General features: G+C 69.9%; 16 protein-coding genes. 5 read left to right on the forward strand and 11 right to left on the reverse strand.

All coding sequences use genetic code 11. The annotated features are described in order from the left end of the window. A partial coding sequence (locus ACH34T_RS43430; protein ID WP_396026874.1) for an amino acid adenylation domain-containing protein occupies positions 1-5,140 on the reverse strand: 5,140 nt, incomplete at its 3' end. 513 nt (positions 5,141-5,653) lie between these two features. Here ACH34T_RS43430 and ACH34T_RS43435 point away from each other — a divergent pair. Together ACH34T_RS43435 and ACH34T_RS43440 are read left to right on the forward strand one after the other, a co-directional pair. Further along, positions 5,654-6,427, forward strand: coding sequence for a hypothetical protein (locus ACH34T_RS43435; protein WP_396026875.1), 774 nt, complete (start codon positions 5,654-5,656; stop codon positions 6,425-6,427). 62 nt (positions 6,428-6,489) lie between these two features. Next, complete coding sequence (locus ACH34T_RS43440) at positions 6,490-7,461, forward strand: LuxR C-terminal-related transcriptional regulator (protein ID WP_396026876.1); 972 nt, start codon at positions 6,490-6,492, stop codon at positions 7,459-7,461. A gap of 25 nt (positions 7,462-7,486) precedes the next feature. Here the strand turns inward: ACH34T_RS43440 and ACH34T_RS43445 are convergent, their stop codons facing one another. The 5 genes from ACH34T_RS43445 to ACH34T_RS43465 all read right to left on the reverse strand — a co-directional run bounded on the left by ACH34T_RS43445 (position 7,487) and on the right by ACH34T_RS43465 (position 11,326). Next, positions 7,487-8,755 (reverse strand): MFS transporter, encoded by a 1,269-nt coding sequence (locus ACH34T_RS43445; protein ID WP_396026877.1) that lies wholly within the window; start codon positions 8,753-8,755, stop codon positions 7,487-7,489. Further along, positions 8,752-9,972 (reverse strand): FxsB family cyclophane-forming radical SAM/SPASM peptide maturase, encoded by a 1,221-nt coding sequence (locus ACH34T_RS43450; protein WP_396026878.1) that lies wholly within the window; start codon positions 9,970-9,972, stop codon positions 8,752-8,754. Before ACH34T_RS43450 ends, ACH34T_RS43445 begins: the two co-directional genes overlap by 4 nt. A gap of 30 nt (positions 9,973-10,002) precedes the next feature. Then, positions 10,003-10,131, reverse strand: coding sequence for a hypothetical protein (locus tag ACH34T_RS43455; protein ID WP_396026879.1), 129 nt, complete (start codon positions 10,129-10,131; stop codon positions 10,003-10,005). A 215-nt stretch (positions 10,132-10,346) separates the two neighbouring features. Continuing rightward, on the reverse strand, positions 10,347-10,994 hold the full coding sequence (locus tag ACH34T_RS43460) for a DUF4360 domain-containing protein (RefSeq protein WP_396026880.1): 648 nt from the start codon (positions 10,992-10,994) through the stop codon (positions 10,347-10,349). Positions 10,995-11,074: 80 nt separating this feature from the next. After that, positions 11,075-11,326 (reverse strand): hypothetical protein, encoded by a 252-nt coding sequence (locus ACH34T_RS43465; protein ID WP_396026881.1) that lies wholly within the window; start codon positions 11,324-11,326, stop codon positions 11,075-11,077. Between the two features lie 547 nt (positions 11,327-11,873). On the opposite strand from ACH34T_RS43465, the gene ACH34T_RS43470 reads away from it, so the two are divergent. From ACH34T_RS43470 to ACH34T_RS43480, 3 genes are all read left to right on the forward strand, one after another. Further along, positions 11,874-12,032 carry a VOC family protein gene (locus tag ACH34T_RS43470; protein WP_396026882.1) on the forward strand — a complete coding sequence of 53 codons (159 nt, stop codon included), beginning with the start codon at positions 11,874-11,876 and terminating at the stop codon, positions 12,030-12,032. Then, positions 12,032-12,259 carry a VOC family protein gene (locus tag ACH34T_RS43475; protein WP_396026883.1) on the forward strand — a complete coding sequence of 76 codons (228 nt, stop codon included), beginning with the start codon at positions 12,032-12,034 and terminating at the stop codon, positions 12,257-12,259. Before ACH34T_RS43470 ends, ACH34T_RS43475 begins: the two co-directional genes overlap by 1 nt. Before the next feature lie 335 nt (positions 12,260-12,594). Then, on the forward strand, positions 12,595-13,245 hold the full coding sequence (locus tag ACH34T_RS43480) for a DUF4360 domain-containing protein (protein ID WP_396026884.1): 651 nt from the start codon (positions 12,595-12,597) through the stop codon (positions 13,243-13,245). A 68-nt stretch (positions 13,246-13,313) separates the two neighbouring features. Here the strand turns inward: ACH34T_RS43480 and ACH34T_RS43485 are convergent, their stop codons facing one another. From ACH34T_RS43485 to ACH34T_RS43505, 5 genes are all read right to left on the reverse strand, one after another. Beyond that, positions 13,314-14,816 (reverse strand): FAD-dependent oxidoreductase, encoded by a 1,503-nt coding sequence (locus ACH34T_RS43485; RefSeq protein ID WP_396026885.1) that lies wholly within the window; start codon positions 14,814-14,816, stop codon positions 13,314-13,316. A gap of 371 nt (positions 14,817-15,187) precedes the next feature. After that, a complete protein-coding gene (locus ACH34T_RS43490; RefSeq protein WP_396026886.1) occupies positions 15,188-15,517 on the reverse strand; it encodes a plasmid stabilization protein in 330 nt (109 codons plus the stop codon). Between the two features lie 485 nt (positions 15,518-16,002). Next, on the reverse strand, positions 16,003-16,578 hold the full coding sequence (locus tag ACH34T_RS43495) for a dihydrofolate reductase family protein (protein WP_396026887.1): 576 nt from the start codon (positions 16,576-16,578) through the stop codon (positions 16,003-16,005). Between the two features lie 483 nt (positions 16,579-17,061). After that, positions 17,062-18,855 carry a 5,6-dimethylbenzimidazole synthase gene (gene bluB, locus ACH34T_RS43500; protein ID WP_396026888.1) on the reverse strand — a complete coding sequence of 598 codons (1,794 nt, stop codon included), beginning with the start codon at positions 18,853-18,855 and terminating at the stop codon, positions 17,062-17,064. 37 nt (positions 18,856-18,892) lie between these two features. After that, positions 18,893-19,369: a hypothetical protein gene (locus ACH34T_RS43505; RefSeq protein WP_396026889.1), complete on the reverse strand. Its 477-nt coding sequence runs from the start codon at positions 19,367-19,369 to the stop codon at positions 18,893-18,895. Between the last annotated feature and the right edge of the window lie 113 nt (positions 19,370-19,482).

Below are 19,482 nucleotides of genomic sequence, written 5' to 3' on the forward strand. Positions count from 1 at the left end.
GGTAGTCGGCGCGGTCCGGGTTCAGCCGGTGCAGGAACCACAGGCTCCGCTGACGGACGGCCAGCTCCCCGAGTCCGAGAATGCCGGCGAGGACGCCCGCGACGACGCGTTCCCGGCCGGGCGCCGCCGGACGTCCCTCCCCGGCGGACAGCGCGGACGGCGCGGACGGCGCGGGCGGCGGGAGGGCGCGCCAGTCGACCTTGCCGTTCGGCGTCGTCGGCAGCGCGTCCAGCGGGACGATCCGCGCCGGGACCATGTACCGGGGAAGCCGCTCCAGCAGGAGGCCGCGCAGGGTGTCCTCCGCGAGGTCCGTCACCGCGTACGCGTACAGGCGTTCCGCGACCGGGACGGCGTCGGCGACCACCGCGCACGCCGCGACGCCGGGGACGTCCGCGAGGGCCGCCTCGACGTCGCCGAGTTCGACCCGGTGCCCGCGGAGCTTGATCTGCCGGTCGGCCCGCCCGACGAAGTCGAGGGCGCCGTCGGCGGCGCGCCGCCGGACCAGGTCGCCGGTGCGGTAGAGGCGCCCGCCCGCCCCGAACGGGTCGGCGACGAACGTGGCCGCGGTGAGCGCCGGGCGGCCGAGGTAGCCGCGGGCCACTCCGGCGCCGCCGATGTACAGCTCGCCCACGACGCCCGGCGGGACCGGGCGCAGCCCGCCGTCTAGGACGTGGACGGTCGTGGCGTCCAGCGGCACCCCGATCGAGGGTGCGCCGGAGCCGTCCAGTTCGGCCGCCGTGGACCATACGGTCGTCTCGGTCGGGCCGTAGAGGTTGGTGAGGGAGCCGGTGCGCTCGGCGATGCGGCGGGCGAGCGTCGCGTCCAGCGCCTCCCCGCCGCACAGCGCGCGCAGCGGGCGGCCGGTCCATCCGCTGTCGAGCAGGAGCCGCCAGCCGCTCGGGGTGGCTTGGACGACGTCGATGCCGCGCTCGTCGATGAGCCTGGCCAGACGGCGTCCGTCGACGGCGTCCTCCCGCGTCGCGACGACGACCGACGCGCCCGCGGTCAGCGGGACGAGGAGTTCCAGGACGGCGATGTCGAAGGCGACGGTCGTGGCGGCGAGGACCCGGTCTCCCGGCGCCAGCCACCGGCGCATGGCGCGGGCGAAGTTGGCCAGGCCGCGATGCGTGACCTGGACCCCCTTGGGGCGTCCGGTGGAACCCGAGGTGTGGATGGTGTAGGCGACCTGGTCCGGAATGGTCACGGCGTCGCCGGACGCGCTCACCGGGGCGTCGGCCGTCCCCGCGATCCGGATCACGGGGACGCCCGTCCGGGGCGCGTCGTCCCGGTCGGTGACGATCACCGCGGGACGGGCGTCGTCGAGGACGAGGGCGAGCCGCGCGGGCGGCGCGTCGGGGTCGAGCGGCAGGTAGGCGCCTCCCGCGCTGAGGACGCCGAGCAGCGCGACGACGAGCGGCGTGTCGCGGTGTACGAACACCCCGACGGTCGTCTCGGGGCCGACCCCGTGGTCGTCGCGCAGCGTCCGGGCCAGCGCGGACACGGCCCGGGCGAGCTCGCCGTAGGTCAGGTCCCCCGACGCGCCGGACACCGCGGCCGCGCCGGGGAGCCGGGCGGCGATCCGGTGGAACAGCACGTGCACGGGCTCCGGCGCGGGACCCGCGATCACCTCGGCCGCGGGGACGGCGGCGGGGACGACGACGGCGGGGACGGCGGCGGCCGAGGTGATCGCGTCGACCGTCGCGGACGGGTCGAGCCGGGCGAGCAGGTCACGGTAGTCGGCGGCGATCCGGACGACGGTCGCGGCGTCGAACAGGCCGGTGTCGTAGGTGAAGGTGACGGTCAGGTTCCCGTCCCGCTCCTTCACCGACAGCCACAAATCGAAGCGCGGCGCCGTCTCCGGCGGGTCCTCGCGGACGGTGCTGAGCCCGGGCACGCCCCACGGGTCCGCCGTCACGCGTTCGTACGCGAAGGCGGCGGCGAGGAGCGGGTCGCGCGCGTCCGGACGGTGGGGCCGCCGCCCGGCGACGACGCGGTCGTACGGGACGCCGGAGTTGCGGCGGGCGTCGGCGACGTTCCGCCTGACGTCGTCCAGCAGGCCGGCCAGGACCGGCGAGCCCGACAGGTCCGTGCGGACCACGAGCGTCTCGGTGAAGAACCCGATGACGCGGTCGAGGTCGGGGTGCGGACGGTCGGACACGAAGATCCCGGTCGCGACGTCGGTGGTGCCCGCGTACCGTCCGAGCAGGATCTGGAAGGCCGTCAGCATCGTCGTGAAGAGAGTCGTGCCGCTGCGGGCCGCCAACCCGCGCAGGGCCTCGGCGAGCTCGGCGGGCAGGTCCGCGCTCACCGCCGCGCCCGGGCCGGGTTCGGCCCCCGGACGGTCCGCGGGCAGGGCGAGCCGCCGGAGCCCGTCGAGGCGTTCGCGCCAGTACCGGGCCCGGTCGTCCCCGGCCCTCGCCACGTGGTCGCGCGACCAGGCCGCGTAGTCCGCGTACCGGGCGGCGGGGGCCGGAAGGTCGGGCGCGGCGCCGGTGCTCAGCGCGCGGTAGGCGCGGCCGAGGTCGGACCAGAAGATCTCGGACGAGTGGTCGTCGAACACCAGGTGATGGACCGCGACGGTCAGCAGATGGTCGTCAGGGCCGAGCCGCCGCAACTCCGCCGCGAGCAGCGGGCCGGACGCGGGAGACATCCGCTCGGGGATCGGAGTGAACCGGAACTCCGCCCGCCCGGCCCGCCGCTGCCCGTCGAATCCGATCACGGACCCGAGCGCCTCGTGCTCGGCGACGACCCTGGCGAAGGCGCGTCGCAGCGCCTCCTCGTCGAGCGGGCCCCGCAGGCGCAGCGCCTCGCGGCACAGGTGGACGCCGGGACGCGGGTCCAGCTCGGCGAGGACGAGCAGCCGTTCCTGACCGGGCGACAGCGGGGCGGCGGACCCGTTCGCGGGCGCCCGCGGGATCGGCGCGCGCCCCCGCGCGGCCCACGTCTCGACGGCGGCGGCCATGCCCGCGACCGTCGGATGCTCCACCAGCGCGGACACCCGGACGTCGATCCCGAACAGCGCGCTCATCCGCACCGCGGCCGTCGCCGCGCTGAGGGAGTGGCCGCCCGCGTCGAAGAAGTCGCGGTGGACGCCGATCGACGGCGTGCCGAGCACCTCGGCCCACACCCGCGCGAGGGTCTCCTCCGTCGCGGTCCGCGGCGGGTCGTCCGCCGGGGACGGCTCGGCGGGCGGCGGCGGGAGCGCCCGCCGGTCGATCTTCCCGCTGGCGGTGAGGGGCAGGGCGGGCAAGAACACGTACCCGGCGGGCCGCAGCACGGCGGGCAGCCGGTCGGCGACGCGCTGCCGCAGCGCGGCCTCGAGGCCGGACGGTCCGGCCACGTAGGCGACGAGCCGCGTCCCGCCCGAGCCGCCGGCCGCGACGACCAGCGCGTCCCGGACGCCCGCGTGGCCGCGGAGCGCCGTCTCGGTCTCCGCCGGGTCCACCCGGATGCCGCGGATCTTCACCTGGTGGTCGGCCCGGCCCAGGAACACGATCGCGCCGTCGGGCCGCCGGTAGCCGAGGTCGCCCGTCCGGTACATCCGCTCGCCGGGCCGGAACGGGTTCGCGACGAACCGGGCGGCGGTGGTGGCCGGGTCGCCCAGGTAGCCCCGGGCGAGGCCGACGCCGCCCAGGTAGATCTCGCCGGTCACGCCTCGCGGCACCGGGTTCAGGCCGCCGTCCAGGACGTGCACCGTGTTGTTGTCGATGGCGTGCCCGATCGGCACCGGACCGTCCTCCAGCCCCCACCCGCCGCCGTTCAGCGGACGAGCTCCGCTCGACGTCCCGTTCCGCGCGTCCGCGTCGCGGGCCGGGTGGCAGGTCCAGATCGTCGAGTCGATCGAGACCTCGGTCAGGCCCCACTGGTTGTGCAGCGCGGTCCCGCCGCCGGGGAAGGCGGCGGCGAACGCGGCGACCAGGTCGGACGGCAGCGCCTCACCGCTCGACACCACGCACCGGAGCGCCCGGAGGCCCGCCAGGTCGGACGGGGTGAGCGCGGCCAGGAACGGCCGGAGCATGCTCGGCACGAACTGGACGACGGCCGCCCCGTACCGGACGGCCGCCTCGATGATCGCCCTCGGGTCGCGGTGCAGGCCCGGTTCGAGCATCGCGACCGTCCCGCCCCGCGTCAGCGGCCAGAAGATCTCCACCGCGGAGTCGTCGAACGTGAGCGTCGTCTTGTGCAGGACGGTCTCCCCGGGCGCGAGCGTGTGCCGCCGCTGCATCCACGCCATCCGGTTGGCCCAGCCGCGATGCGTGCTCGCGACCGCCTTCGGCGTGCCCGTGGAACCGGACGTGAAGTACACCGACACCAGGCCGTCCATCGGGGACTCGTCCGGGGCGTCCAGATGATCGGCGGACGCGTCGGCGACGGCGACGACGTCCTGTGGCAGCAGGTGCGCGAGGTGCGGGTCGGTGACGCACACCCGCAGCCCGATCCGTGCGCACAGGTCACCGATCCGCCCGGCGGGCGACTCTGTGTCGAGGGGGACGAAACACCCGCCCGCGCTCAAGATCGCGAGCAACGCGGGCACCAGCCGCGGGCCGCGCTCCATGAGGACGCCGACCGGGACGTCCCGTCCCACGCCGTGCACGGACCTCAGCTCCCCGGCGAGACGCGCGGCGGCCTCGGCCAGCTCGCGGTAGGTCGTGGAGCCCGCGGCATGGACGACGGCGAGGGCGTCCGGCGTGCGCTCGGCCTGGTTCAGGATCAGCCGGTGCAGCGGGAGTCCGGGGACGGCGGTGGCGGGCGGACGCCACCGAGCCTCCTCGTCGCGTGCCTCGGCGTCCGGCAGCAGCGGGACGCGGTGGACGGGCGTCCCGGGTTCGAGCCGCTCCAGGAGGTGGCGGTACCGCTCGGCGAGGACGGGCGCGGGAATCCCGCCGAGGAGGCCGGCCCGGTGCCCGAAGGCCGCCCGTGTCTCCGTCGCGCGGTAGGTCGTCATCGGCTCCGCCGCCGGTGCCTCGACGGTGTTTCGCAGCACGTCGGCGAAGGCCGGCCGGCCGGACAGGTCGCTGCGCAGGATCGTGTCGCCGTCCGAGGTGGCGGGCGCGTCGGTGCCGAGGTGGCGGCCGAGGAGGACGTGGAACGCCGCCCGGCGCAGCACCGCCTGGTCCGTCCCGGGGAAAACCGCGTTCATTCGCGCGACGACGGAATCCGGGAAATGGACTACGTATTCGTCGGCCGCGGCGTCCATTATCTGCTCCCGGACGTCGCAGAATTCCCACGCCGCGTCAACACGCTGAGATCGTACGCGACGGAACCGTACGTGACCAGAGCGTTTCCAGGCCGCCCGCGGTCCTTTCCTGGCCGTCCCGGACCCGCCATTCCCGGTTGACAAAGAGCTCGGATCGGGCTCGATGGGCGGTCGACGACGTCCTCGATCGCCCGCTCGACGTGCCCGCTCCCGCTCCTCCATCGCCCGGTGCGGCGCGGCGCTCCGCATCCGGGCGGCGCGGTAGAGGGCTCTTGTCCTGTCAATGCCCGGTGCCGTACCTGTTCCGGCCTTCCTGGATGGTGAAGGCTCTACCAGATGTGGGACGCGGCTGATCCGCCGAGCAGGTGATCGTCGTAGGCAATGAATTGACAGCGCTAGACCTGTCCCCTGGTTCCAAGGTGAGAAGTGATGAGGACGTCTGGACCACGTGCGGCGATGGCCGTCGCCATTATCGGGCTCGCCTTCACCATGGCGGCATGCTCCAGCGGCGGCGGCCCTGCAGAGCCGGTCGCGGAACCGTCGAGCCAGGCCCCGACCACCGCGACGTCCCCTTACAGGACGAGCGGCGACGGCCAAGTGGTCGTGGCGGAAAAGGGCTTCTCCATGATCGCCAGCCACAATGATCTCCCCCGGCTCTCCTACGGTGTCGTGCTGGAGAACCGCAACCGGAAGGCCGTGGCATTCCCGGCCTACACCGTCAGTTTCATCGACGCCGCGGGAACCCGGATCGGTGATGACGTCGTCACAACATCGCCACCGCGGATCCTCCCCGGCGGGCGCTACGGCGTAGGCGGAACCATTCCCCAGGCCGCGGCCCGGAAGGTGGCCGACCTCAGGCTCACCGTGACCGAGACCACGTGGGTGCCCACCAACGCCGAAGGCAGGTTCACCGGACTCGTGGCGAGCCAGGTCAGAACACAACAAGCCACGCGGCCTGCGGACGGTGGCCGCACAACTCTGACCTTCACCATCGATTCCGCCTTCGCCAAGCCGATTCCCGGCGTCGACGCGTCGGTCGTCTTCCGTGACGGCGCGGGACGGATCATAGGCGGCGTCGATCACGTCACCAGCCGAGCCGACTTCGACGGGGTCGACGTTCCGCCAGGCCGCTCCGACCATGAACTGACGCTGAAGGAGGACGCCCCCGCCGGTGTCGATGAAAGCCGCACCGAGGTCTACGTATTTCCCAACAGCTGGCCGGCACCCTGAGCCGCCTGCCCATCCTTGTCTCGGCGTCCGACCGTGTCGGAGTTTCACCCACGGAGTGGAGCATGTTCGAGAACCTCGGCCTCGACTCACGTCTCGAAACCGTTTACCGAGCCCTTCTCCTGAATCCCGAGTGGGGGTCGGCCGACGTCGCGCGGTACCTGGTCATGCCGGAACAGGAGATCAGGGATCTGCTGGACAGGCTCGTCGAGCTCTCCCTGCTCCGGCCGTCGGAGGCGGGGCAGGTCCTGCCCGTCAATCCCGAGTTCGCTCTGCCGGCCCTACTCCACAGGCATGAGGAAGAGCTGCTCGAACGCCGGCAGCGGATCGAGCTGACGCGGGCGGCCATCAGCGCGATCGGCGAGGAGTACAGGGCCGCTCGCTCCCGCGAGGAGCGTCTGGAACGGCTGGACGGCGTCGAAGCCGTCCGGCTCCGGCTTGAGGAATTCGCCCACGACGCCAGATTCGAGTGCCTGTCGTTCCAGCCCGGGGGCGCCAAGAGCCGGGACGCCATGGAAGCGAGCAAGGAACTGGACGTACTCGCGATCGAACGCGGCGTCAGCATCCGCAGCGTCTACCGAGAAAGCATCCGGAACGACCGTGCGACGCTGGAATACGTATCCTGGCTGGCCGGCATCGGCGCCGAGAGCCGTACGTCGCCGACACTTCCTCTCCAGCTGGTGATAATCGACCGGCGGGTGGCGTTCGTTCCCCTGAGTCCCGAGAACGCCCGGCTGGGAGCCGTGCAACTGGACAGCCCTGGAGTCGTGTCAGCGCTCTTGGCTCTGTTCGAACTCGTCTGGTCGGCCGCCGTGCCGATAGGAGAGAATCCGACAAAGGATGATGACGGCCTTTCGCCCGAGGAAAGAGCACTTCTGCGGCTGCTCCTCCAGGGCTGCACCGACGAAGGCGCGGCCCGCCGGCTGGGAGTCTCCCTCCGTACCGTCCGGCGCAGGATGTCGGTCCTCCTCGACCGTCTGGACGCCAAGAGCCGTTTCCAGGCGGGCGCCTACGCCGCACAACGCGGCTGGGTGTGACGAAGGCGCATACTCGCATACTTGCTCAACACGAATTGGCCGGGGCCTTCTCCGTCCGCAAAGCACTGCCCCACCAGCCTGCCGTGACGAGGATCGCGACGACCGCCATGGCGGCGACCACCATGGTCGCCGAACGCGCGGCGCCGAACGTCGAGATGAGGTAGCCGCCGAGGAGTCCGCCGAAGGGAACCCCGCCGAACACGAGGAACAGGCCCACGCTCGTCACTCTGCCGAGCAGTCGCGACGGAGTGACGCGGTTGAGGTAGATGCCGGCGACCACGCTGGTCAGCGCACCCGTCAGGCCGATCACACCCCAGCCCAGCAGGAATACCGGCGGTCGCTGGAACAGCGCCATCGCGATGCCGACTCCCACCCATGACCATGCGGCCGCGAGATAGATGCCGATCGGGCTCATCGATTTCAGAAGCCGCGGGGCCGCATAGGAGCCCACCACGCCGCCGACCCCCGACGAGGTGACCATGATGCCTATCGAAAGGCTTGAGGAGCGGCCGTCGACCGCGATGCTGATCATCATGAGGAGAACGACCTGGCCGAGAATGTTGAAGATACTGCTGACGAGTACCGCAAGGCGAAGGAAAGGCTCGCGGAGAAACCAGCCGATCCCTTCGGAGAAGTCCGCCAGCATGCCCCGTTCTTCCGGCTCCGCGGGTGTCCCGCCCTCGGGCACAAGCCTGTTCGTCTTCATGAGACCGACCGCGGTGAGGGAGACGAGGGACGACAGGGCGTCACCGGCGAAGGGCAGCATCCGATCGATGCCGAACAGGAGGCCGCCGAGCGGCCTGCCGAGCATGTTCGCCGCGTGCACCCGCACCTCCATCCGCGAAACGGCCTCGTCCAGGTGCCGATCCGGCACGATCTGGGGCACCGCCGCGTACTCCGCCACGTTGTGGAGAACTCCGAACAAGCCGTCCACTCCGGCGACGACGACGAGCACCCAGAACCGGACGTCGCCCGTGAGCAGGAACGCGGCGAGCACGGCCAGGGCGGAGCAGCGGACCGCCTGGCAGACGAGCATGACCGTCCGGCGGTCGCACCGATCGACGAGCACACCCGCGGGCAGTTGCATGAACAGCTTGGGAAAGGTCGCGGCGAAGGCCACCCAGCCCGCCCGCATGGGCGACTCGAACTGGGCCAAGCACAGCAGGGGGTAGGAGACCGCGGCGGCCACGCTCCCCAGCTGTGAGATCGACGAACCGGCCCAGAGCAGCCCGAAGTCGCGCCGCCACCTGGCCTCCGACCGCGGTTCGCGGGTCGTCGCCGCGGCGAGGGTCATCCCGGACCGCGCCTCCCCACGTGAGCGAGGAGGTCCGCGCGGACCCGGTCCTGGACGTGCGTGATGAGCTTCAGCAGGTCCGGGCAGTAGACCGAGGGGTTGAGGAACCCCGTCCCGGCACGGTATCGATGCGGATAGTAACCGCCGCCGCACACGTCACGGACCGGGCACGACCGGCAGTCGTCCGCGAGCGCGGCCACGCCGATCTGCCGTGCGACGACCGAGGGGTGGTCCAGTGCCAGATCGAACGGATGCTCCGCCACGTTGAGACCGGTCTCGGGCGCGCCGGCGTAGGCCGACTTCAGCGTGTCGACCTGCTCAAGAGTGCCGTCGGTCTCGATGACGAGCAGGCCGACGGGCCCCAGCCCGATCCCCTCGAATCGGACGGGACGACCGAGTAGCAGCCGGAGGACGCCGTCGAGAAACCGAACCGAGGGTTCTCCGTGCGGGGCGCCGTACCAGCGTTCGAACACGGCGATCAGCCAGTCCGCATAAGGCGTCAGCGCCGGATCGGTGCTGCGGCGGGGCGGCGGGGCGTCCCAGGTTCCGTGGGGCAGCAGGAAATCGATGCGCGGCGGGCTCCATTCGGCCAGTGCCTCGTAGGTGCGAATCGGGTCGTTGTCGAGGTCGATCGTGCACAGGAGCCCGGCGAAGAGGTCGCGATGGGCATCGGAGCTCAGCAACCGGAGCCCTTCGGCGACCCGATCGTGGCTCCCTCGCCCGCTGGCATATCGGCGGTGCCTGTCGTGCCCGGCCGAATCGCCGTCAAGGCTCACCCCGACCCGTATTCCGTGTTCGTGGAAAACCTTGAGGAATCTCTCGTCGATCAGCACTCCGTTGGTTTGAACACCGATCTCCACGGTCGTGTCCGGGCCGACCGAGCGGCGAATCTCCTGCGCGAAGAACTCGAACGTGCCCGCACCTGCCAGCATCGGCTCGCCACCGTGCAGGACCACCCGTACCGCCGGGATTTCATGCGACCGTGCGTGTTCCGCGATCCGCCGGCAGGTGTCGATGATCGTGTCCCGGCTCATCACGACGGGACGCGTCCGCCAGCTCTGGTCCGCCATCTCGTACATGTAGCAGTAGTCGCATGACAGATTGCACCGGCTGTGCACCTTGACGACGAATTCCTCGAACGGAAGAGGCCGCCACCCCTGCCGCCGAACCTCCGACAGATCCAGCAGATCGTCGGGCCATACAGGAGTGGCGACCATCTTCGGTCCTTTCCAGGTCAGGATTCGCGGTTAGATGAACGAGTCGTGCCAGCCGCGACGGCTCTCCTCGCCGTCCAGCGCCTCCTGCAGCGCCGGCGGCAGTCCGTCGAGGTCCGCGTGGGCCTCTGCCGCTTCTGCCATGTTCTCGAGGTCGGGCATGACGTCTCCTTCCGAAGGTTCAGGAAAGCGGAGAACGCTTCCTGGTCGCCATGCTGGCCCACCCCTGCGGAGCATTGAAGTGCTTCCGCATGACACAAAGATGCCCTGACATCAACCTGCCACCCGACCATTGCACCGAGCGCCGGATCATCTCTATGACGACCATCCGGCCGCCCGCCAATGCCGAAGGCGATGCCCTTCATTTCCGGTACGGACTACGGGCAGCGCTTCCAGGCGAGGTGGTAGGTGGTCTTCAGACTGTTGTCGATGGTGGCCATGGTGATGAAGCTGACCTTCGACGGGTCTGAGGCTCCCTTGTCGACCCGCAGTTCGGTGAGGACGTTGAAGTTCCGCTCCTCGCCGCACTCCTTGAAGACGAGCTGGTCGTCCGGCGTGCGGTCGACGAAGTCCCAGTCGCCATCGTAGGCGCCATTCAGGGTGTGCGGAATCAGCCAGGTATCCGAATGCCCCTGGAACGAGTGGCCGGCCCTGTGAATGGCTTTCGCGCCACTGGCCAGCAAGGCGTGACCGCGGTGGTCCGTCGACGAGATGGCATAGGTGTGGCTTCGCGGGACGTGCACCTTCAGGACGACGAGGCAGTTCTTGCGGGCGTCGAGGGGCTTCGATGAACCACCCGTCCGCGCCACGTAGTCGCTGTAAGTGACGGTGAACGCCTCATCGCCCTCTGAGACGGTCGCGAAGACGGTGTCGGCCCGGCATCCAGAGCCATTGATGGTCGCGATCTCGACGATGAGTTCGCCCGGCCCCCGGACGTGGCGCGGTTCGGCCGCGGCCCGCGCGACCGGCGTCGCGGTCACGGCGAGCGCCGCGGCGGCTGCGGCGGCTGCGGCGCAAATGGCCATACCTTTACGCATGTGATTCCTCTCGCATGGTGTCTGGTCGTTCGCGGGCGTCCGGCCGTGGACGCCGGGCGCCGTGCTGGTCAGCCGCCGACGGCGATGGCGGGACGGAAGCTGGTCGAGGCCCCCGGGACCTGCTGCGGGCCGCTCCATGAGCTTCCGTTGAAGGTGTTCCACCAGATCTGCTGGTCTCCCTCGACGCCCTTCCAGACCATGAGGATCGTCTGGGCGGTGGACGCCCGCTCGCGCGGCGCGGCCGAAGAGGGAGCCTGGAGAACACCAGCCGCCAGCGCGAACGCGGCCACCAGGAAACCCACCCGTTTGATCTTCCCCACGGGATTTACCTCCTTTGGACATGGCAGCCGGATATGGCCACCGAACCCGTCAAGGTCGAGGCAGCCAGCTCGGTTACCTGGCTGCGCGACGGGTCAACAGAATGGCTGTCGAGGACTGCAATTCTGAGCGCTGCTCCGCCCACGAGAATTGATCAGCACCGCCGCCTCCTTGACGGACGACAATGATCAAGTTAATGGAACTATAGAAGACGTGTTTAGAGTCTGCTATGCGACTTGCTGTCCGTTTTCGGTCAGTTGGCGTCTCCGGCGAACACCGCGAGCCCGCCGCAATCTCGACCTCGGAAATTCGACAGAAATAAAACGGTCCCGGCTGAGGTAATCGGCTGCCTCCTGGGCTGCGGCCGCCAGTTCCACTGCCCTCAACCGAGCACGCCGACCGGAGATAGATGCTGATCACGGACGGCACGCTGGACCCACGCACGACCGGAAGGGCCACTGCGCCGAGCGGGAAAAGCGGCTACTCGGTCAACACGCACGTGACCGCTGGCCACGACTTCGACAACCTCGTCTCCCTAGACTCGGTCTCGTGCTCAGACTCGGATTCCCCGTGATCGGCGTGGCCGACGTTCCCCGCGCCGTGGCCTTCTGGACGTCCGCGCTGGACCTGGTCGCCACATCGGAGTGGGAAAGCCCGAGCTGGAGAACGCTGAATCACGCGGACGGTTCCGCCGGGCATTGGGCCTGATGCGCAGCGAGTCGCCGGTCGAGCCTCGTCCCCGTGTGCATCTCGACCTGCTCGTGAACACCACAGACGAGCAGGAGTCCGAGGTCGAACGTCTGATCGGCCTCGGAGCGAGCAGAGTCGACTGGGACCTGTACCCGCCGGAGCCGGACTTCGTCGTTCTCGCCGACCCCGACGGGAACGTGTTCTGCGTCGTGGACCTGAGCCGGGCACCGTCCGGCTCAGGTTGACGAACCCGACAGAAAAGGCCGCCGCCGATCACGGCACCCCCGAAACATGCTCGACGACACCCTGATGCACGCTACGACGAGTCCCGGGAGGGCACCGGGGAGCGACTACGGACTCCAGCGGGTACAGGGCGCTGGTGGACGTCGCATTCTGGCCCTCCATTCGCTTCGAATACCGTAGTTGATTATTGATTATTGACGCCGACCGGTGCGAAAGTTAACCTCCGTTCCAGTTCCAGTTCCAGTTCCAGTTCCCGGTGATCGGCGAGTGCCTGGTTTCCGGGGAGGCGGCTCTTCGGTCGTCGAATAGGCGTCCACGCCAAGCGAAGAGGAATCGCATGCGTAAACGAACTGCCATTTCCGTTGTCGTCGCCGCGGCGCTCGCCGCGACCGCGGCGGCCGTCGCACCGGCCACCGCAGGGCCGCGGGTCGTCCGTGGCGCGGAGGGGTTCAGCGTCAAGATCGTGGCCGTCCACGATTCCGGGTGCCCGGTCGGCACCGTCTGGGCGGCGCCCTTGGCGGGCAAGGACGCGTTCACCGTCATCTACAGCGATTACCTGGCGCAGGCGGGCGGTTGGTCGGACCCCCTCGACGCCCGCAAGAAGTGTCAGGTCGTCGTGCAAGTGAGCGTCCCGCAGGACGTCACCTATGCCATCTCGTCCTCGGAGCACCGGGGTTTCGCCCAGTTGGAGAGCGGCGCGAACGCCACCCTGAAGGTCGGCTCCTACTTCCAGGGGCAGCCGCCTGGCGGGATGGTGCCGTACAGCATGAGCGGTTCCTACGACGACATCTGGTATCACACCTACCGGCGGCCGATGGACCAGTTCGTCTTCAAGCCGTGCGGTGAGGATCCGAACGTCGTCCTGACCACCGAATTGCGCGTCGACAAGGGGACCTCGGATCCGTCGAAAGTCAGCTTCATCGCGATGGACTACACCGGCGAGGGCCCCAGGACGACCTATCATCTCGCCTGGAAGAGTTGCCCGTAGCCAGGTCCGTAGCCCGTTCTTGTTTGCCGGCCCGTCGTCAGCACGCCTTTGGCGATTCGCTGTTGGTCCTATGGTTTTTCTGGCCGGAGATCAGCGGTTGCGGGGCCTTGGAGAACCGAGCCGTCGGGGGCGTATCTGCAGCCGTGGCAGGGGCATTCCCAGACACGTTCGGTGTCGTTGAAACTCACCAGGCACCTGAAATGGGAACAGTGGGGCGACAACCAGTGCGTGGTACCGTCATCGCCCTTGTAGACCGCCAGAAGTCGTCCGTGGTGCCGGACAACGGCGCCGGAACCCTGCGGGATGTCGTCAGCGGACGTGACCATGGCCTGAGCGTGGTCGGTCGCCGCGCGCCGCGTCTTGGACCAGAGCGCCCTGGACATGGGGCCGACCTCCTGTGCGAAATGTTTCCGCCCAGGGGCGTATACACCGGCCCACGGCGGTTCTTTCCCGCAGATCAGACCCGTGAGCAGCTTGCCGGACATGATTCCGTGGCTCATGCCTGAACGGGCGTATCCGGTGGCGACATAAACGTTGTCGCCGATACGGCCGACGTAGGGAATCTTGTCGGCGGTGTCGAGGTCCTGGGCCGCCCACCAGTAGGCGATGTCGTCCACCTGGAAATGCTGCCGCGTCCATTCGACCAGATGTTGTCGCCGAGCGGCGACGTCGGCGGTGCCGGGTGGAAACGACTCGCCGGTGATGAGAAGCAGCCGCCGCCCATCGCGGTAAGGCGCGGTCCGTACCGAGCGCGTGTTCTCCTCCCGGGTGATGTACATGCCGCCAGGATCGCGTTCCCGGCTGATCGGCGTTGCGATCACCAGCTCGCGAAGAGGCGTCAGGCGGGACCCGAGCATCCCGCCGCCCAGCACCGGGAACAAGGTGGCGATCACCACCTCGTTCGCGCGTATCGTCGTGCCGGTGTCGGTGACGAGCCGTGAGGGCCGTCCTTCGTCCATTTCAATGACACGGGTGTGCTCGTGGACGCGTCCACCCGCGCGGCAGAACTCTTCGACCAAGGCCAGCAGGTAGCGGCGTGGATGAAACTGCACCTGGTCCTGCACGCGCAGCGCGCCGGCGACCTCGTAGGGCAGGTCGGTGCCGCTGACGAACGAAGCCGCCAGTCCGGCCTGCTGCGCGGCTTCGACCTCGATTCGGAGGTCTTGGACCCGGTCGGGCTCCTCCACATAGACATGGGACGGACGCCTTTCAATATCGGCGTCGATGCCCAGCTTCTCGGCGGTCGCGACCACATGCTCGACGGCTTCCTGTTGCGAGCGGGCGTACAAGCGCGCCGTTTCCAGGCCGTATCCGTCACGCAGTTGCGCGTAGATCCACGGGTGCGCCGCCGACAATCGTCCGGTGGTGTACCCGGTGACGCCCGCGGCAATGCGATGGGCCTCCAGAAGGACCACCGACCGGCCGGCCTGCGCCAGTTCCCAGGCCGTCGCGATTCCCGCGATCCCGCCGCCCACGACCGCCACGTCCGCCTCGGCGTCCTCGCTGAGTCGCGGATACGTCCTCGCCTGGGACGTCGCCATCCAGTACGACTCGGCAGCCCCCTCCATCATGCGGCCCCTATGCGTTAGGTGATGTGCGGAACATGTAGGCCAAAAGGGTTGCCCTCGTATTGCAAGGTAAACCTCGGCGGACCATAGGCCACGGAAAGTGTCGGACGGCATGTTCCGTCCCCGGTAAGCGCAGAGCAACGGGCTCAACGCGAAGGCATCAAGGTCAAGACGAGCGCACGCCCGGCCTGCCCGACATCCCGGGGGCGGCGAGAACGACGGTTATTACCCGCAGACCGACGCGCCTGACCTGCCGAGGCCGACCATCGGCAGCCGCGCGAAGGCCACCCCGGTCTGTTGCGGGGCGGGCCTTCGCATGTGCTGCTATCCCGGGTGCGAGGGGCGCGGGTCGGGTGGGGCCATTCCCATGGCCGTCAGGCTCCGAGCGCCTTTTCCAGTTCCGCCTTGGACATCTTGGAGCGGCCCTGAATCCTTTTCTTCTTGGCCTCGGCGTACAGCTGCTCCTTCGTCCGTCCACGCGGGCCGGACCTGCCGGAGCGCTTCCCGCCGCGCCGCTGCGGGGAGATGTCCTGAAGCGACGTCCTGCTCTTCTGCTTGGCCTCACCGGTGCGCGCACGGTTCTTGTTCACGGTGCGTGCGGCGATCTCCTCCGCACGGCGCGTCCCCGTGCCGCGTTTCTCTTGCGACTCCTTGATGTCCTCGTACTGACGTTCGCGCTTCTTGCTCCATGCTTGCTGCGGCATCTCACCCTCCTCGGTCGGGCGAACTGTTCGACCTGCTTGCTCCCCTTCCCCGTCTGCCGATGAGAAACGGCCGCGTCCTGCCGCCTTCGTCACACGGTGGCCTCCCCCCGTCCGAAAGTTGGGGCCCGCGGGACGGGAACGGCCCAAGCAGCCCCCTGCTGGCGGGACGGCGGGCGCTGATCACCGGCGGCGGCGACTCCGGGCATCGGACGCGCGGACGCGCGGTCGCGCGGTCGCGGTGGCCTTCGCCATGGAAGGCGCCGACGTCGCGATCACCCACGTACAGGAGGACACCGACGCGCGGCACACCGCCGGCCTGGTCGAGCACGAGGGCCGGCGCCGCCTGATGTTCGGCGGCGACCTGAAGACCAGACAGGTGCGGTTCCTTCAGGCGGTGAGGTCGTGGTCGCCTCTAGTACGCACGGGAGCTCCGCCTCGGCTGCAGGGTGCTCTCGGGCTGGGCTCGCGGATCCTCGACGTCGTCGTCATCGCACTACGTCGTAGACGAGCTTGGCGACGCCGTTCGAGTAGGCGGCGGAATCCCGGAGCTTCAGATTCCGCTCGTCCCGGTCCTCGCGGCTGAACAGGCTCTTCCCGGCTCCCAGCAGGACGGGGAAGACGAGCAGGTTGTATCGGTCGATCAGGTCCGCATCGGCCAGGCGCCGGGCCAGCTCCGCACTCCCGTGGATGAAGATCGCCCCGCCCTGGCCCCGCTTGAGCGCCGCGACGTCCTCGTCCGAGCGCAGGATCGTGATCGGACCCCAGCCGTCGACCAGGTCGTCGTCCGCGAGCGTCGTGGACACGACGTACTTCGGAAGGTCCTTGTAAGCCGCATGGTCTTCAGATCCTGGCCAGATCGGCGCGAAGGCGTCGTAGCTGCGACGGCCGAACATCAGGGCCGTCGTCTCGGCCAGTTCCTCCGCTTTGAGCGAGTACGCCTCCGGCACGAACTCGGTACGCAGCACCCACCCGCCGCTGCGGTGGCCCTCGGCCTTGCCGCCCGGCGAGTCCACCACACCGTCGAGCGACATGAACCCCGTGTAAACCAGCTCTCGCGTCATCCTTCTTCCCTTCGGGGTGATCCACTGCCTCTCGCGCTGGTGCGTGATCCGGCGACCGCGTCGAGGGCGGTTCCAGACTCGGGCCGGGCCCGGAGCAGATCAAATCGAGATTTGAGCACGATCGTTAACCCGAAGACGCTCCCCGCCCACGGTAGACCTCAAACTCCCAGGTCAACCAGCCCTGGAGGAGAACCGCACCCAGACCAGATCGCCCGGCCGGGACGCACCAACCCTCTCACCTGTGGCTCCGGGTGCCGCCATGCGACGTGGGCCGGTTCGGCGTCGCCGCATTGTGGCCGCCGATGCCCAGCTCACGGCTCCGCAACAACGGAAGACGGCGCAGGACGCACATGACGGCTCCGCCAGCGGGCCTCGGGACTCCGCGCATCGAGTGCGCGGCGACCGACAGGCGGAACCGGGTGGTTGTCGCCGATGTACTTCCGGGCAGGCGTTTGAGGAGTGAGTCGACCTGGGGCGTCCGATTCATCCGCGAGTGTGAGGCGAGGAAGGCGGCGGTCGGTCGGCCGTCCGTGCGGTGGCCGCGCGGACGGCCATGCCCTGCCGCAGCAGCGCCGCCGCGAAGCAGGCGCCCACGCCCTCGCCGGCCCGGATGCGCAGGTCCAGCAGGGGCTCGCACCCCAGCTCCACGAGGACCAGGCCGTGGCCGAGCTCCCGACTTCGCTGCCCGGCGATCAGAGCGGCCGCCGCCGCGGGTTCGAGCCGGGTGGCGATCAATGCGGCGACCGAGGTCGCGAGCCCGTCCAACACGACCGGCGCGCCCGCGCTCGACGCACCGAGGACGACACCGGCCAGCACCGCGAACTCAGGACCGCCAATCGCGGCGAGCATGGCGAGTGGGTCCTGCCGGTCGACGTCGCGGACCCGTTGGAGTGCGTCCTGGACGACCATGCGCTTGCGGTCGAGCATCGCGGTGTCCGCGCCGGCGCCGAGGCCCACGACGTCCGCCGGTTCCGCATCGAGCAGCCCGGCCGTCAGCGCGGCGGCCACGGTCGTGTTGCCGACGCCGATCTCACCGAGCGCGACCAGGCCCCGCCGGCCGGCACGCGCTCCGACGGTCCGGCCCGCGTCGAGAAGGCGGCTCGTGTCCCGGTCGGACATGGCGTTCGCCGTGACGAGGTCGCCTCTGGCGTCACGGCAGATCACGTGGTCGACGCCTGCGACCGGCGGGCCGGACACCCCGGCGTCGACGACCTCCACGCCGAGCCCTGCCGTTCTGGCGGCCGTCACGCCCATCGCCTCTCCGGCCGCGGCTGCCAGCAGGACCTCCCGGGTGACGCTGCTCGGGTAGGCGGACACGCCGTGCGCGGCGACCGGATGATCGGCCGCCACGAGCACCAGCGTGCCCTCGTCGAGGCTGGTGTGTCCGAGCGCGATCGCCTTGTCCATGGCACGGTCCAGGGCGCCGAGGGAGCCCGGAGGGGTCAGCAGCACGTCCGTCCCGTCACGGGCGCCGACCACCGCGGGCTGGTCCGGCGCGTGCAGACGGGACGGCGAGGACGGCGGTTCGTGCAGGCGGGACGGCGGCGGCGCCGGTTCGTCCGCGGTCGGCCAGCGTTCCTCGATGACCACCTGGTCCAGCGGCAGCCGGCGTGACCAGCCGGCGCGTTGCAGTCCGGGTTCCGGGGGCCGCTCGTCCGGCCAGCCAAGGCAGAGCCAGCCGAGGGTGACGACGCCGTCCGGCAGGGCGAGCAGCGCGGCCAGCTCGTCCGGCTCGAACAGCGTCACCCAGCCGACCCCGAGGCCTTCGGCCCGCGCGGCCAGCCACAGGTTCTCGATGGCACACGCACAGCTCCACAGGTCCGTGTCGACGAACGTCGCACGGCCGAGCACGCCCTGCGGCGCGGCCCGCCGGTCACAGCAGACCACGACGCCCAGCGGCGCCTCCCGAATGCCCTCCAGTTGCAGGTCCAGCAACCGGCGAGCGGCGTCGGCGTCCATCATCGCGGCCTGCCGCAGGCGCTGCCGGTCCGCCATGAGCGCGGCCCGCTCCCGCGTCCCCGCCTCCCGCACCACGATGAACCGCCACGGCTGGCTGTGTCCCACCGACGGCGCGAGGTGCGCCGCGCCCAGCACGCGCTCCAGCAGGTCCGGGTCGACGGGGTCGGGCCGGAAGCGCCGCACATCCCGCCGCGCGCCGAGTACCGCGTACAGCGCCTCCCGCCGCGCCTCGGGGAACGCCCACCCGGCGGGGTCGCCCGCGCGACCCGCCGCGGTGGTCACGTCGCCGATCAGCGGTACCGGACGTTCCCAAGCCACCCGGCCATCCTAAGATCAGCACGGCGCCGGCGACCGATCAGATGTGGAAACCGAACGACGCGACGACGGCGAACCCCGGGGCCTTGTTCTGGAGCATGGTGACCACGAAGTCGTCGTACAGTCCGGGAGGCACCTGGGTGTCGACCCTGACCCGGACGGAGACGAAGACCGGGAACGTCAGGCCGGTGAGGTCGAGCTCCAGTTCCTTGCGGTTCTGGTCCGCGCTGGTGAGCCGTGCGGTCGCCAGGACCTGTTCCTTCGCGTGATTCGGCTTGGTCGAGTCGGGCAGGTAGGCGGTCACGGTGATCAGATGGCCCTTGTAGGGGGCGAAGGTCTCCACGTTCCGGGTGTGCAGGATCAACGTGGTGGTGTCGGCGCCCGCCGGATCGGCCTTCTCCAGCGTGACCGGCAGTTCCAGCGCTATGCCGGGATACGGGGTGTCGCCGTAGATTCCCGGTTCGTCGCCCAGATGGATTCTGCCGTCCCAGATCAGTTCCGCCTGTGCACTGAGCATGTCTTCCCCTTCGGCTCGGAGATCGGTTCCGGTTGAGGTGGATCATTCGGGCGTGACCGCAGGATTCGGTGGGGACTTGACGGCGGCTTCCGCAACAGCGCCTCCGCCCGTGC

Source organism: Actinomadura sp. 9N215 (genome assembly GCF_044326345.1).
Taxonomy (GTDB): Bacteria; Actinomycetota; Actinomycetes; order Streptosporangiales; family Streptosporangiaceae; genus Spirillospora.

Bases quoted from the DNA above. Each gene is read 5' to 3' on its own strand.
- ACH34T_RS43460 (WP_396026880.1), bottom strand. From the start codon at position 10,994: ATGGCCATTTGCGCCGCAGCCGCCGCAGCCGCCGCGGCGCTCGCCGTG.
- ACH34T_RS43445 (WP_396026877.1), bottom strand. From the start codon at position 8,755: ATGACCCTCGCCGCGGCGACGACCCGCGAACCGCGGTCGGAGGCCAGG.
- ACH34T_RS43485 (WP_396026885.1), bottom strand. From the start codon at position 14,816: ATGATGGAGGGGGCTGCCGAGTCGTACTGGATGGCGACGTCCCAGGCG.
- ACH34T_RS43435 (WP_396026875.1), top strand. From the start codon at position 5,654: ATGGCCGTCGCCATTATCGGGCTCGCCTTCACCATGGCGGCATGCTCC.
- ACH34T_RS43505 (WP_396026889.1), bottom strand. From the start codon at position 19,369: ATGCTCAGTGCACAGGCGGAACTGATCTGGGACGGCAGAATCCATCTG.
- ACH34T_RS43475 (WP_396026883.1), top strand. From the start codon at position 12,032: ATGCGCAGCGAGTCGCCGGTCGAGCCTCGTCCCCGTGTGCATCTCGAC.
- ACH34T_RS43440 (WP_396026876.1), top strand. From the start codon at position 6,490: ATGTTCGAGAACCTCGGCCTCGACTCACGTCTCGAAACCGTTTACCGA.
- ACH34T_RS43450 (WP_396026878.1), bottom strand. From the start codon at position 9,972: ATGGTCGCCACTCCTGTATGGCCCGACGATCTGCTGGATCTGTCGGAG.
- ACH34T_RS43490 (WP_396026886.1), bottom strand. From the start codon at position 15,517: ATGCCGCAGCAAGCATGGAGCAAGAAGCGCGAACGTCAGTACGAGGAC.
- ACH34T_RS43495 (WP_396026887.1), bottom strand. From the start codon at position 16,578: ATGACGCGAGAGCTGGTTTACACGGGGTTCATGTCGCTCGACGGTGTG.
- ACH34T_RS43480 (WP_396026884.1), top strand. From the start codon at position 12,595: ATGCGTAAACGAACTGCCATTTCCGTTGTCGTCGCCGCGGCGCTCGCC.
- ACH34T_RS43455 (WP_396026879.1), bottom strand. From the start codon at position 10,131: ATGCCCGACCTCGAGAACATGGCAGAAGCGGCAGAGGCCCACGCGGAC.